Below are 12315 nucleotides of genomic sequence, written 5' to 3' on the forward strand. Positions count from 1 at the left end.
TATTCACTTCACATCATAATGTGATGGGAGTGGGAGCATGGCGGCAAATGTCATCGAAAAGGTTCGAAAGCTTGTCAGCGAAGGCGGAATGAGCAAATCCGGGCTTGCCCGCGCAGCCGGACTCCACGCGAACACTCTGCGCGATTGCACGCAGGACGATTGGAACCCGACCGCCGACACACTGGGCAAACTGGAGCGCGTTCTCTTTTCGAACGATGAACGCCCGGCGCTCGTGCCCATCGAGGAAATCATCGACGAGGCCCGCAATGGCCGGATGTTCGTTCTGGTCGACGACGAGGATCGCGAGAACGAAGGCGATCTCGTCATCCCCGCGCAAATGGTAACGCCGTCCTCGATCAATTTCATGGCGACGCATGGACGCGGGTTGATCTGCTTGTCGCTGACGAGCGAGCGCTGCGCTCAACTCGGCCTCGAGCCGATGAGCCGTAACAACGGCACTCATTACGAAACCGCTTTCACCATCTCGATCGAAGCGCGCGAAGGTGTCACCACCGGCATTTCCGCTGCGGATCGGGCGCGCACCGTGTCGGTCGCCATCGACGGCAGCAAGGGGCGGGACGATATCGTCACCCCGGGACACGTCTTTCCTCTGCGCGCGCGCCCCGGCGGCGTTCTGGTACGCGCCGGCCATACCGAAGCCGCGGTCGATATTTCGCGACTGGCCGGGCTCAATCCCTCGGGCGTGATCTGCGAGATCATGCGCGATGACGGCACGATGGCGCGGATGGACGACCTCATGGCGTTCGCGCGGCTTCACGACCTCAAGATCGGCACGATCCGCGATCTCATCGCCTATCGCCGCAAGCACGACCGGATGCTGGAGAAGAGAGGCGAGATCCAGTTCTCGAGCCGTTACGGTGGCCAGTGGACCGCCCGCACATATTTCAACCGCGCGACCGGCGACGAGACGATGACGCTGATCAAAGGCCACATCGATCCTTCCAGGCCGACGCTGGTGCGCATGCACACGCTTTCGGTCTTCGCCGATATTCTGGGTGAAGAGCAAGGCGACAGGGCGGACCTGTTGCACCGTTCGATGGAACTGATCGCCAAGGAAGGGGCCGGCGTGATCGTGCTGATCAATCGTCCGATGACCCAGTTTTTGAGCCGGACGATCGACATCAAGCAACGCGTCAAGGCGGGCGAGATCCCGGATTTGGAGGAACTGCGCGACTACGGTGTGGGCGCGCAGATTCTCGCGGAACTGGGGGTCCACGACATGGTCCTTTTGACTAACACGCACCATTCGCTGGTTGCGCTCGAGGGATACGGATTGAGCATCGTCGGTGAACGACCGATCGACGACGGAGGAAATTAGGCACATGGCAAAGATACTCATCGTCGAAGCGCGCTTTTACGAGCACCTCAATGACATGCTTATTGCGGGCGCCGTGCAGGCCATCGAGTCGGCAGGCCATGACTACGAAGTGGTCACCGTTCCCGGCGCGCTGGAAATTCCCGCCGCCATCTCGCTGGCACACGAATCCGGGCAATTCGATGGCTTCGTCGCCATCGGCGTCGTGATCCGTGGCGAGACGTACCACTTCGAAATCGTCGCCGGAGAAAGTGCGCGCGGTCTCATGGCGCTGACCATGGACGGCGTCGCCATCGGCAACGGGATCCTGACGGTCGAGAACGAGGAACAAGCGCTCGTTCGGGCCGACCACACCCAGAAGGACAAGGGTGGCGAAGCGGCACGCGCCGCGCTTGCGCTCATGCAGCTCGCCAAGAGGTTCGACGCAAATGGTTAACACGGCTCTCCATTTTGAACCGCGATAGCGTTGCAACCGCCTCGCCAACCTCGTAGATGTGCATAAATAGAACGATGGAGATCAACCGAACCTGACCGGCAAGATCCTTGAGAAGATCGTTGACGAATTCGGTGAATTCACACCGTAATGGATATATTAAGAATGAGATGCGGCAGTGGTCGGGATTCCACGCGCATTTGATGGGTCGCACCATGGGATTTCTACGCGCGGACGTCGAAATGCCAACAGAACTGGAGAAAACAGTCGTGGCATCGATCCGCGAAGCACGTCGCCTCGCCAATGAACTATCCGCCAAAATCCCTGAACTCGAGCGCTGCGGGGCCCTTCTAGCCGCCGCGCATTTACAGACGTGCGTCGACACCCTGTGTAAGCAGTTCGACATAGCGCGTATTACCTCCACTTCCGACTAGCATCACGGCGACCTGCCCCGGCAAACGTGATCTTGTGCCGATGGGAACAGGGCAAACGAACTTTCACATTGACGTCCAACCTGCTGTTTTTGCAGATGGAGTCGTTTGCTTAGGCCTCGGGCTGGGTGCGAGTGACCGGTGCCGCATGTCCGGAACGCAGTACCGGTTGTGGATGAAATCGACACCTATGGACACGCGCGAAGAGATCATGCGCAATCGCGCAAGAGCCAGTCGCCTCATCGGCGTCGCCAACGAACTTCTCGCCATGGCGCATGACCTCGAAAAGGCGGTCGTCAGCCAAGAAGGTCAGCCCGTACCCATTTCTGCAGCCCGGCGGAGCCCGTCGCTGCGAGAGAATCCGGCGGAGGATCATCCGCTCTGGGGCGAATTGGCGCGGCAGGCTTATGCGGACCGCCGCCGCCGCCCCAAGATCTTCGCCAACGAAGACCTGTTCGGCGAACCGGCCTGGGATATCCTGCTGGATCTCTTCATCGCCGAGAAAGAGCGCCGCCGTGTTTCGGTGACGAGTGCCTGCATTGGATCGGCGGTGCCTTCGACCAAAGTCAGCCGATCGATCATACTGAACAGCGCGCAGCACGAAGCCGCTGCGGGCGGCTAGAGAGGTTAAGCCACCTCCAGCCCTGCCCGCCTCGGCCCCGCCTAAGAATTAGCCTGCCGGATCAGGGCTTGAGCCGGCCGAACGCCTCCGGCCCGGCGTATTGCGCAGCAGCGCCAAGCTCTTCCTCGATGCGAATCAGCTGGTTGTACTTCGCCAGACGATCGGACCGCGCCAACGAGCCGGTCTTGATCTGCCCGCAATTGGTCGCGACCGCCAGATCGGCAATGGTCGCATCCTCGGTCTCGCCCGAACGGTGCGACATCACCGCCGTGTAACCGGCACGCTGCGCGATCGAGACGGCTTCGAGGGTTTCGGTCAGCGATCCGATCTGATTGACTTTCACCAGCAGCGAATTGGCCAGGCCCTGCTCGATCCCCATCGTCAAACGCTTGGGATTGGTGACGAACAGATCGTCGCCGACGAGTTGGACCTTGCTTCCGACCTTGTCGGTGAGCGCCTTCCAGCCCGCGAAGTCGTCCTCGCTCATGCCGTCCTCGATCGAGATGATCGGATAGGCGTCGCAAAGATCCGCAAGGTAATCCGCGAAAGCTTCGGGTGCGAGGCTCAGGCCTTCACCATTGATCTCGTACTTGCCGTCGCGGAAGAACTCGGTCGAGGCGCAATCGAGCGCCAGCATGATCTCGCTGCCGGTCTTGAAGCCGGCCTTCTCGATCGAAGCCATGATGAAATCGAGCGCGTCGCGCGTGCTGGCCAGATTGGGGGCGAAACCGCCCTCATCGCCCACCGCGGTCGCGAGCCCCTTTTCCGACAACCCCTTCTTGAGGGTATGGAAGATTTCGGCGCCCCAGCGGGCCGCTTCCGCAATCGACCCGGCCCCCACCGGCATGACCATAAATTCCTGAAAATCGATCGGATTGTCGGCATGCTCGCCGCCATTGATGATGTTCATCATCGGCACGGGCAGCAGATGCGCCGAAACCCCGCCGATGTAGGAATAGAGCGGAAGCCCGCGCGCACTGGCGGCTGCTTTTGCGGCGGCGAGGCTGGTGCCGAGGATCGCGTTGGCGCCGAGCCGCGCCTTGTTTTCGGTACCATCGAGCTCGATCATGGCGCGATCGATATCGCGCTGATCTTCGGCATCGAGACCCAGCAAGGCGTCGGCGATCTCGCCGTTCACGGCGTCGACCGCCTTGGTCACGCCTTTGCCGAGATACCGGTCCTTGTCGCCGTCGCGCAGTTCGACCGCTTCGTGGGCCCCGGTGGAAGCACCCGAAGGCACCGCCGCGCGGCCGAAGCTGCCGTCTTCCAGCAGCACGTCGACTTCAACCGTGGGATTGCCGCGGCTATCAAGGATTTCCCTACCATGGATGTCGATGATCGCGGTCATGCGGCGCTTTCCTTCTCGCTATGCCGCGACTTTGCGGCTTTGGCGGCGTCATAGCAGCGGAACTTTCGCAGGCAAGTTGCGTTGCAGCACTAAGACGGAATGTGCGATACCGTGCACTTGTCCGTACTACCGTGCCATCCCGTCTGGGGTAATAAGGAGGAAACGAGAGCCATGGTCGATCCTGAAATCACAGCGGAAGCTGCTGACACCGCCGCAAAGAATCACTTCGCCAAGGCCGTCGAGGAAGCGAAAGCCGGCGCACAGGCGCTCGGCAAGGAAGCGCAGGCCCGTGCCGACGAATATCGCGGCAAGTTCTACGACAAGAAGGAAGGCCTGAGCTCAGACGCCAAGGTGAAGTCGGACGAGGCCCGGGAAAGGGCCTTCATGTTCGCCAACGAAGGCAAGGCCAAGACCAGCCAGGCGATGACTTCGGTCAGCAAGATGATCGAAGACAACGCGGCCGTGATCGACGAGAAGGTCGGCGTGAAGTACGGCGATTATGCGCGGGGCGCTGCGAGCTCCATCAACGGCGCGGCCCTGCGGCTCGACGAAAAGACGCTCGATGAACTGGGCGAAGATGCGAAGGCCTTCGTCCGCCAGAGCCCGGCGCTCGCCGTCGGCATGGCTGCCGCGACGGGCTTCTTTCTGGGACGTCTGTTCAAGGGCAAGTGAAGCCGCGCGAGGGGGGCGGATTGCAAGAAATGATACATGATCCGGCGACCGTGGTCGCGCAAGGTGTAGAGGCGCGCGACCGGTCGCTGCAGGATGATCTGCGGGATCTGGCGGACGAAGCCCGTACCGCAGCCGAAGCCGAATTCGCGTTTCAGAAGTCGAGAGCCACTTACGCCGGCAAGAGCCTGCCCAAGATTGCAGGCCTTCTTGTCGGCGCGGCGGTACTCGCATTCTTCGCGATGATGGCGCTGGTCGTCGGTCTTATCATTGCCCTGGCGCCCTTGCTCACCGCGTGGGGATCGATGGCCCTCGTCACGATCGTCCTGCTTGGCCTTGCACTGGTGGTCGCCCTCGTGGCCCGCAGCAAGTTCAAGGAGACGATGGTGATCATCGGCGATGACCGGAGTTCGGAGAGCCAATCATGACTGCCACTGCCCGCAAGGTGCTCCAGGAAAAAGCCGTCCGCAACGCCGCTCGCGATGCGTACGAGACGCGACTTGCGCAAGTGAAGGCCGATCTCGCCGCGCGCGGCGTTGCTGGCCGGATCGCGGACGACCTGGTGGAAAAGGCCAAGGCAACGTTCGACGAATCCGTAGTCGTCGCACAGGAGAATCCAGCCGTCGTTGGCGGAACCATCTTCGCCCTAGTGCTTTGGTTGGTGAAGAGCCCGCTAATTGCGTGGACCGAAGACTTGTTCGGTTCATCGGAAAGGAATGATGACGATGGCGACGGAGATTAACCAAACCCCGCCCAAGACCTCGACGGCCCCGCACACCAACGTGGTGGCCCTTCCGGCCAAGCACCCCGAAGAGCGCCCATCGGACAAGGCGATCGCCTGGATCAAGAAGCATCCGGTCCTCACGATCGCCGGTGGTATCGCGGTCGGTGCTGCGGTCGGTGCCCTGCTGCCCCGCCGGGCCGGTCGCCGGATGGCCAACCGCGCCATGGAGCTGGCCGAAATGGCCGCAGCAACCTCGATGATGCTGGGTCACGAAGCCGCCGACAAGGTCGAGGACTTCGGCGACAGCGCCAAGCGCAGCGCGCTTTCGTTCGGGCATTCGGCCGAGCGCCTCGGTGAGCGCGCCGCGAACCGGGTCGAGCGCGCCGGATCCGCAGCTCTCGGCACTGCCGGGGCCCTCGCTTATTCGGCCCGCAATCGGGCGGAACGTATTGGCGACGCGGCAGCCGATCGGGCAAGCCGGTTGTCTCACGCCGCACTCGATAAATCGACGCGCTTGATCGGCTATCCCAAGCCTTCTCTCTCGCTTACGGACCGAATCCTGCTTCGGGCCGGTGAAATCAAGGGCCGCATCCGCTCCTGACGCTTGCGGTTCGCACATGCAGCACGGTAAAGGGGGCCTTCAACCAAACGGAATGGCCCCCTTTGCTATGCAGAAGCTTCACCTCGTATTCGGCGGGCGCGTCACTGACCCGCGCAGCACCGAGTTCGCCGATCTCGACCAGCTCGATATCGTCGGCGTCTTTCCCGACTATGCCTCGGCTGAAGACGCCTGGCGCGCAAACGCGCAGCGCACGGTGGACGATGCCGAGATGAAGTACGTTCTCGTCCACCTGCATCGGCTGCTCTGGCCCGACCAGCTGCCGGAAGACAAATAATCTCGCACACGCAACAGCCCCATGGCCCTGCCGCTTCTAAGCAGCTGGGCCATGGGGCTATCTACGCGTGTCCAGGACTATATCCGCGCGTCGCGCGCGACGGGATCAGATGAACTCGATCTTGTTGACGAGATAGAACTTGTCGCCCGCAGGCACGGTGACCTCGATCTCTTCTTCGACCTTACGACCGATAAGCGCCTTGCCCAGCGGCGAATTGTAGCTGATGCGTCCGGCCTTGGCGTCCGCCTCGTAAGGGCCGACGATCTGGTACTTCACCGGCTTGTCGTCCTCGTCGATCAAGGTGACGGTGGCGCCGAAGATGATCTTCTCACCCGAGAGCGTGGTGGGATCGACGATCTGCGCACGACTGATCCGGTCTTCGAGATCGGCGATGGTCGCCTCGACTTGTCCCTGACGCTCTTTCGCCGCGTGATACTCGGCGTTTTCCGAAAGGTCGCCATGAGCGCGCGCTTCCTCGATCGCATCGACGATCCGGGGACGCTCTTCGCGCAGGGCCTTCAGCTCAGCGGTTAGCCTCTCGTAGCCTTCCGCGAGCATGGGCAGCTTTTCGACACTCGCCATTGTAGTAATTCTTCCTCCTGCGCCTCCCGTCCCACAACGACTATGGTTTTCCGCACCTTCCCGGTACGGGCCGACCATTCGCGATGTGGGGAGGCAAGATCGATTTTAGCTATAATAATCTTGTAGTGACCGCACTTCAAGCTGGCTGCCACGAATCGCGCCGATCGCCTCGGACGCCGCCTTGCTGGCGGCAGCCGTGGTGAAGATCGAAACCTTCGACGTCAGCGCCGATGCGCGGATCGACTGCGAGTCCTTGAGGCTCTGCCAACCTTCGGTCGTATTGAAGATCAAGGCGATCTCGCCGTCGATGATCTTATCGACGATGTGCGGCCTTCCTTCGGCCACTTTATTGACCAGCTCGACCGGCAGTCCGGCATCGCTCAGGTACTTCTGCGTGCCGCTGGTCGCGACGATGCGGAAGCCCTGCTTCACCAGTTCCTGCACGGCCGGCAGGATCTGCGGCTTGTCGTCGCTCTTGACCGAAACGAAGACCGTACCCTCGGTCGGCAGGCGCATGCCGGCCCCCAGCTGCGCCTTCGCAAACGCGCGGGGATAATCGCGGTCGATGCCCATGACTTCGCCGGTGGACTTCATCTCCGGGCTGAGCACGGGGTCGACTCCGGGGAACTTGGCGAAGGGGAACACCGCTTCCTTGACCGCCATGTAATCGAGCTCGCGCTTGAACGGCTCGAAATCGGCGAGTTTCTCGCCCGCCATCACGCGCGAGGCGACCTTGGCGACCGGCTGACCAATCGCCTTGGCGACGAAGGGGACGGTGCGGCTCGCCCGCGGATTGACTTCGATCAGGTAGACTTCGCCACCCTTGACCGCGAACTGCACGTTCATCAGCCCGCGCACGCCGAGGCCGCGCGCCAGCAGATCCGCCTGGCGTTCCATCTCCTGAACGATTTCGGGCGGCAGGCTGTAAGGCGGCAGCGTGCAGGCGCTGTCGCCCGAGTGAATGCCGGCCTCCTCGATGTGCTGCATCACGCCGGCGACAACGACCTGATCGCCGTCGCACAGGGCATCGACATCGCATTCGATCGCATCGCGCAAATACTGATCGATCAGCACCGGGCTATCGCCCGAAACGTGCACCGCATTCTCGATGTAGTCGTCGAGCTGCTGCTCGGAATCGACGATCTCCATCGCCCGTCCGCCCAGCACGTAGCTCGGCCGCATCAGGACAGGATAGCCGATGCGGCCCGCAATTGCCGCTGCCTCGTCGCGGTTGCGGGCAATGCCGTTAGCAGGCTGCTTCAGATTGAGCTTGTCGACCAGCGCCGCGAAGCGCTCGCGGTCCTCGGCAAGGTCGATCGCGTCGGGCGAGGTACCCAGGATCGGGATGCCTTCCTTCTCGAGTGCAGCGGCGAGCTTGAGCGGGGTCTGCCCGCCGAACTGGACGATCACGCCGACCAGCTCGCCGTTCTGTTGCTCGACCCGCAGGATCTCGAGCACGTCCTCGATCGTCAGCGGCTCGAAATAGAGTCTGTCCGAAGTGTCGTAGTCGGTCGAGACGGTCTCCGGATTGCAGTTGACCATGATCGTCTCGTAGCCCGCCTCGCCCAGCGCGAAGCAGGCGTGGACGCAGCAGTAGTCGAACTCGATGCCTTGCCCGATACGGTTGGGGCCGCCGCCGAGGATCACGATCTTGCGCCGGTCGGACGGCATGGCCTCGTTCTCGGGCTCGCCGAAGCTGGGGGCCTCGTACGTCGAATACATATAGGGCGTGATCGCCTCGAACTCGGCGGCGCAGCTGTCGATCCGCTTGAACACGGGGTGGACGCCCAGCTTCTCTCGCAGTGCGCGCACTTCTTCCTCGCTCGTCGCGCCGGCCATTGCCCGGATCGTGTCGTGCAGCAGGCCGGAGCGCTTCGCCTGCGTCTCGGCCAGCCCACCTGCAACGTGCACCGAACGCACTGCGAGCGTCGCCAGCCGCTTGTCCGAAAAGCCCATCGACTTGAGTCGCCGCAGGCCCGATGCATCCGTCGGCAAGCCTTCGGCCATGATCCGCGCTTCCTCGCGAATGATGTCCTCGATGTGCCGCAGGAACCAGCGATCGTAATGCGTGATCGTATGGATTTCTTCGACCGAGAAGCCTTCGCGCATCGCCTGCGCGACGAAGAGCAGGCGATCCGGCGTTGCTTTGGACAGCGCGGCAGTGATCGTATCGCGCCCCGCGCCTTCGAGCGACGGGATGCGGTTGAAGCCGTCCAGCCCGGTCTCGAGCCCGCGCAGCGCCTTCTGCATCGATTCGGGGAAGCTGCGGCCGATCGCCATGACTTCGCCCACCGAACGCATTGCGGTCGAAAGCTCGTTCTTCGATCCCTTGAACTTCTCGAAAGCGAAGCGCGGGATCTTGGTGACGACGTAGTCGATCGTCGGCTCGAAGCTTGCGGGCGTCGCGCCGGTGATCTCGTTGGTGATTTCGTCGAGCGTGTAGCCGACCGCCAGCTTGGCGGCGACGCGTGCGATCGGAAAGCCGGTCGCTTTTGATGCCAGCGCCGAGGAACGCGACACGCGAGGGTTCATCTCGATCACGATCAGGCGACCGTCCGCCGGGTTGACCGCGAACTGCACGTTCGAGCCGCCGGTCTCGACGCCGATCTCGCGCAGCACCTCGAGCGAGGCAGTGCGCATGATCTGGTATTCCTTGTCGGTCAGCGTCAGTGCCGGGGCGACAGTGATCGAATCGCCGGTGTGGACGCCCATCGGATCGACGTTCTCGATCGCGCAGATGATGATGCAGTTGTCGTTGCGATCGCGCACGACCTCCATTTCGTATTCTTTCCAGCCGAGGAGCGATTCCTCGATCAGAACTTCGTTGCGCGGGGACGCGTCGAGCCCTTCGCGCACGATGCGGTCGAACTCGGACCGGTTGTAAGCGACACCGCCGCCCGTTCCGCCCAGCGTAAAGCTTGGGCGGATAATCGCGGGCAGCCCCGTGCGTTCGAGCACGGCATAGGCCTCGTCCATCGAGTGCGCGACGCCGGAGATCGCCGATTCCAGCCCGATCTTGTCCATCGCCTCGCGGAAGCGCTGGCGGTTTTCCGCCTTGTCGATCGCGTCGGCGTTGGCGCCGATCATCTGCACGCCGTGCTTGTCGAGCACGCCCGATTCGAACAGATCGAGCGCGCAGTTGAGCGCGGTCTGCCCGCCCATAGTCGGGAGCAGCGCGTCGGGTTTTTCCTTTTCGATGATCCGCTCGACCACTTCGGGCGTGATCGGCTCGATATAGGTCGCGTCCGCCATGTCCGGGTCGGTCATGATCGTGGCCGGGTTCGAGTTTACCAGGATGACCCGGTAGCCCTCTTCCTTCAGCGCCTTGATCGCCTGCGTCCCCGAATAGTCGAACTCGCAGGCCTGACCGATGATGATCGGCCCGGCGCCGATGACGAGGATCGAGGAGATGTCTGTACGCTTGGGCATGACTGGCTTTCTGTCAGTTGGGTCGGGTCAGTGGCTGGCGGGGGGCCAGACCTACTTCAGCATCCCCACGAATTTTTGGAAGAGGTAGAAGCTGTCCTGCGGGCCGGGGCTCGCCTCGGGGTGGTACTGCACGCCGAACGCCTTCTTGCCCTTGATCGAAATGCCGCAATTGGTGCCGTCGAACAGCGAGACGTGGGTCTGCTCGACGGTATCGGGCAGCGTGTCGCCATCGACCGCGAAGCCGTGGTTCATCGAGGTGATCTCGACATAGTCGTCCGCGAGCCGCTTCACGGGATGATTGGCACCGCGGTGGCCCTGGAACATCTTGGCGGTCTTCGCGCCGGCGGCGAGGCCGAGCATCTGGTGGCCGAGGCAGATGCCGAAGATCGGCACGTCGCGCTCCAGCAGTTCCTTGATCACCGGCACGGCGTAGCGCCCCGTCGCGGCGGGATCGCCCGGGCCGTTCGACAGGAACACACCGTCCGGCGCGAGTTCGAGGATCTTCTCGAGGGTGGTCTCGGCAGGCACCACGGTCACGCGCGCGCCGGCTTTCACCAGGTTGCGGAAAATGTTGTCCTTGGCGCCATAGTCGATCGCGACGACGTGCGGCCGCGCATCGCGCGGGGATCGGCCATAGCCCTGCCCCAGCGTCCAGACCGAACCTTCCCAGCCTTCCTGGATCTGGCGGCTGACGCGCTTGGCGAGGTCCATGCCTTCCAGACCGGGCCAATCCTGCGCGCGCTTCACCAGTGCGGGAATATCGAAATTGCCATGCGGATCGTGGGCAATCACCGCATTAGGCGCGCCCTTCACTCGGATCCGCCGCGTCAGCGCGCGCGTATCGACGCCGGCGAGACCGATCTTGCCATGGTCGCGCAGCCAGTTATCGAATTCCCCGCGCGAGCGGAAGTTGGAGGCGAGCGTCACATCCTGGCGGACGATGCAGCCGACCGCGGAATCGACTTTCGATTCCAGATCCTCTTCGTTGACGCCGACGTTGCCGATATGCGGGAACGTGAACGTGACGATCTGCGCCGCGTAGGACGGGTCGGTCATCACTTCCTGATATCCGGTCATCGAGGTGTTGAAACACACTTCGCCGACTTCGGTCCCGACGGCGCCGAAGCCCCGCCCCCACAAGACCGTCCCGTCGGCAAGGACCAGAACGCCGGTGGCCCCGTCGGGCTTGGGCGCGTGCGAAGATGCGGGGTCGGCCATGGGGTCGCTCCGTTATGCGGCGTTCGAACGATGAGTGCTAAGGCCCATCGGCTAGACACGGTTGTGCAAGGCGTCAAGGCTGCGGTGGAAAACGCGTCCATATCCGCCTATCTGCTCCAGCATACCAGACATAGGCAAGGATGGACGATTTTCCATGATCCGCGATACGATCAAGGCCGCGCAAGTCGCGTCGATGAAGGCCGGCGACAAGCCCCGCACCGCTGCCGTGCGGCTGATCCTCGCCAAGCTGAAGGATCGCGACATCGAATTGCGCACCGCCGCGACCACACCTGACGACGATGCGCTGGTCATCGAAGTGCTGCAGAAGATGGCCAAGCAGCGCCGCGAATCCATCCAGCTGTTCGAGGAAGGCGGCCGGCCCGAACGCGCCGCGGACGAACGCGCCGAACTGGAAGTGATCGAGGAATTCCTGCCCGCACAGATGTCCGAAGAGGAAACCCGAGTCGCGATCGCGGCGATCAAGGCCGAGACCGGTGCCGAAGGCATGAAGGACATGGGCAAGGTTATGAGCGAACTCAAAGCCCGCCACGGCCCGCAGCTCGATATGTCCAAGGCCAGCGGTCTGGTGAAGGCCGCGCTCGCGTGAACCGGCCCCCTCCCCTTTCC

General features: G+C 62.7%; 14 protein-coding genes. 10 read left to right on the forward strand and 4 right to left on the reverse strand.

Going from position 1 to position 12315, the window contains the following annotated elements; genetic code table 11:
• The first annotated feature begins 37 nt into the window (after positions 1–37).
• From ribB to GQO94_RS01650, 4 genes are all read left to right on the forward strand, one after another.
• Positions 38–1339 (forward strand): 3,4-dihydroxy-2-butanone-4-phosphate synthase, encoded by a 1302-nt coding sequence (gene ribB / locus GQO94_RS01635; protein ID WP_156839394.1) that lies wholly within the window; start codon positions 38–40, stop codon positions 1337–1339.
• Between the two features lie 4 nt (positions 1340–1343).
• Positions 1344–1772: a 6,7-dimethyl-8-ribityllumazine synthase gene (ribH, locus tag GQO94_RS01640; protein ID WP_156839395.1), complete on the forward strand. Its 429-nt coding sequence runs from the start codon at positions 1344–1346 to the stop codon at positions 1770–1772.
• A gap of 167 nt (positions 1773–1939) precedes the next feature.
• Positions 1940–2203: a hypothetical protein gene (locus GQO94_RS01645; protein WP_198045743.1), complete on the forward strand. Its 264-nt coding sequence runs from the start codon at positions 1940–1942 to the stop codon at positions 2201–2203.
• Between the two features lie 187 nt (positions 2204–2390).
• On the forward strand, positions 2391–2822 hold the full coding sequence (locus GQO94_RS01650) for a MarR family transcriptional regulator (RefSeq protein WP_156839397.1): 432 nt from the start codon (positions 2391–2393) through the stop codon (positions 2820–2822).
• 61 nt (positions 2823–2883) lie between these two features.
• Here the strand turns inward: GQO94_RS01650 and eno are convergent, their stop codons facing one another.
• Positions 2884–4170 carry a phosphopyruvate hydratase gene (gene eno, locus GQO94_RS01655; protein WP_156839398.1) on the reverse strand — a complete coding sequence of 429 codons (1287 nt, stop codon included), beginning with the start codon at positions 4168–4170 and terminating at the stop codon, positions 2884–2886.
• 171 nt (positions 4171–4341) lie between these two features.
• Between eno and GQO94_RS01660 the strand changes: the two genes are divergently transcribed.
• From GQO94_RS01660 to GQO94_RS01680, 5 genes are all read left to right on the forward strand, one after another.
• Positions 4342–4842, forward strand: a complete 501-nt coding sequence (locus GQO94_RS01660) for a hypothetical protein (RefSeq protein WP_156839399.1) — start codon at positions 4342–4344, stop codon at positions 4840–4842.
• A gap of 29 nt (positions 4843–4871) precedes the next feature.
• Positions 4872–5267 carry a phage holin family protein gene (locus tag GQO94_RS01665; protein ID WP_156839400.1) on the forward strand — a complete coding sequence of 132 codons (396 nt, stop codon included), beginning with the start codon at positions 4872–4874 and terminating at the stop codon, positions 5265–5267.
• Complete coding sequence (locus GQO94_RS01670; RefSeq protein ID WP_156839401.1) at positions 5264–5581, forward strand: hypothetical protein; 318 nt, start codon at positions 5264–5266, stop codon at positions 5579–5581. The genes GQO94_RS01665 and GQO94_RS01670 overlap by 4 nt, the downstream gene beginning before the upstream one ends.
• Positions 5565–6164, forward strand: a complete 600-nt coding sequence (locus GQO94_RS01675; protein ID WP_156839402.1) for a hypothetical protein — start codon at positions 5565–5567, stop codon at positions 6162–6164. The genes GQO94_RS01670 and GQO94_RS01675 overlap by 17 nt, the downstream gene beginning before the upstream one ends.
• 67 nt (positions 6165–6231) lie before the next feature.
• A complete protein-coding gene (locus tag GQO94_RS01680; RefSeq protein ID WP_156839403.1) occupies positions 6232–6459 on the forward strand; it encodes a DUF4170 domain-containing protein in 228 nt (75 codons plus the stop codon).
• 105 nt (positions 6460–6564) lie between these two features.
• Here the strand turns inward: GQO94_RS01680 and greA are convergent, their stop codons facing one another.
• From greA to carA, 3 genes are all read right to left on the reverse strand, one after another.
• Positions 6565–7041, reverse strand: a complete 477-nt coding sequence (gene greA / locus GQO94_RS01685) for a transcription elongation factor GreA (protein WP_156839404.1) — start codon at positions 7039–7041, stop codon at positions 6565–6567.
• A 105-nt stretch (positions 7042–7146) separates the two neighbouring features.
• Complete coding sequence (gene carB / locus GQO94_RS01690) at positions 7147–10470, reverse strand: carbamoyl-phosphate synthase large subunit (RefSeq protein ID WP_156839405.1); 3324 nt, start codon at positions 10468–10470, stop codon at positions 7147–7149.
• 51 nt (positions 10471–10521) lie between these two features.
• The gene (carA, locus tag GQO94_RS01695; protein WP_156839406.1) at positions 10522–11688 is read right to left on the reverse strand and encodes a glutamine-hydrolyzing carbamoyl-phosphate synthase small subunit; all 1167 of its coding nucleotides are present in this window, start codon (positions 11686–11688) and stop codon (positions 10522–10524) included.
• 154 nt (positions 11689–11842) lie between these two features.
• Here carA and GQO94_RS01700 point away from each other — a divergent pair, with 154 nt between their 5' ends.
• Complete coding sequence (locus GQO94_RS01700) at positions 11843–12295, forward strand: GatB/YqeY domain-containing protein (protein ID WP_156839407.1); 453 nt, start codon at positions 11843–11845, stop codon at positions 12293–12295.
• Positions 12296–12315 lie beyond the last annotated feature (20 nt).

Origin of the sequence: Novosphingobium aquimarinum (genome assembly GCF_009746585.1) — a bacterium.
Classification (GTDB): domain Bacteria; phylum Pseudomonadota; class Alphaproteobacteria; order Sphingomonadales; family Sphingomonadaceae; genus Novosphingobium; species Novosphingobium aquimarinum.

What these genes read in the sequence shown, in the direction of transcription:
- GQO94_RS01670 (WP_156839401.1), top strand. Translation starts at nt 5,264, where the DNA reads ATGACTGCCACTGCCCGCAAGGTGCTCCAGGAAAAAGCCGTCCGCAAC.
- GQO94_RS01680 (WP_156839403.1), top strand. Translation starts at nt 6,232, where the DNA reads ATGCAGAAGCTTCACCTCGTATTCGGCGGGCGCGTCACTGACCCGCGC.
- GQO94_RS01650 (WP_156839397.1), top strand. Translation starts at nt 2,391, where the DNA reads ATGGACACGCGCGAAGAGATCATGCGCAATCGCGCAAGAGCCAGTCGC.
- greA (WP_156839404.1), bottom strand. Translation starts at nt 7,041, where the DNA reads ATGGCGAGTGTCGAAAAGCTGCCCATGCTCGCGGAAGGCTACGAGAGG.
- eno (WP_156839398.1), bottom strand. Translation starts at nt 4,170, where the DNA reads ATGACCGCGATCATCGACATCCATGGTAGGGAAATCCTTGATAGCCGC.
- GQO94_RS01665 (WP_156839400.1), top strand. Translation starts at nt 4,872, where the DNA reads ATGATACATGATCCGGCGACCGTGGTCGCGCAAGGTGTAGAGGCGCGC.
- carA (WP_156839406.1), bottom strand. Translation starts at nt 11,688, where the DNA reads ATGGCCGACCCCGCATCTTCGCACGCGCCCAAGCCCGACGGGGCCACC.
- GQO94_RS01645 (WP_198045743.1), top strand. Translation starts at nt 1,940, where the DNA reads ATGCGGCAGTGGTCGGGATTCCACGCGCATTTGATGGGTCGCACCATG.
- ribH (WP_156839395.1), top strand. Translation starts at nt 1,344, where the DNA reads ATGGCAAAGATACTCATCGTCGAAGCGCGCTTTTACGAGCACCTCAAT.
- carB (WP_156839405.1), bottom strand. Translation starts at nt 10,470, where the DNA reads ATGCCCAAGCGTACAGACATCTCCTCGATCCTCGTCATCGGCGCCGGG.
- GQO94_RS01700 (WP_156839407.1), top strand. Translation starts at nt 11,843, where the DNA reads ATGATCCGCGATACGATCAAGGCCGCGCAAGTCGCGTCGATGAAGGCC.
- ribB (WP_156839394.1), top strand. Translation starts at nt 38, where the DNA reads ATGGCGGCAAATGTCATCGAAAAGGTTCGAAAGCTTGTCAGCGAAGGC.
- GQO94_RS01660 (WP_156839399.1), top strand. Translation starts at nt 4,342, where the DNA reads ATGGTCGATCCTGAAATCACAGCGGAAGCTGCTGACACCGCCGCAAAG.
- GQO94_RS01675 (WP_156839402.1), top strand. Translation starts at nt 5,565, where the DNA reads ATGGCGACGGAGATTAACCAAACCCCGCCCAAGACCTCGACGGCCCCG.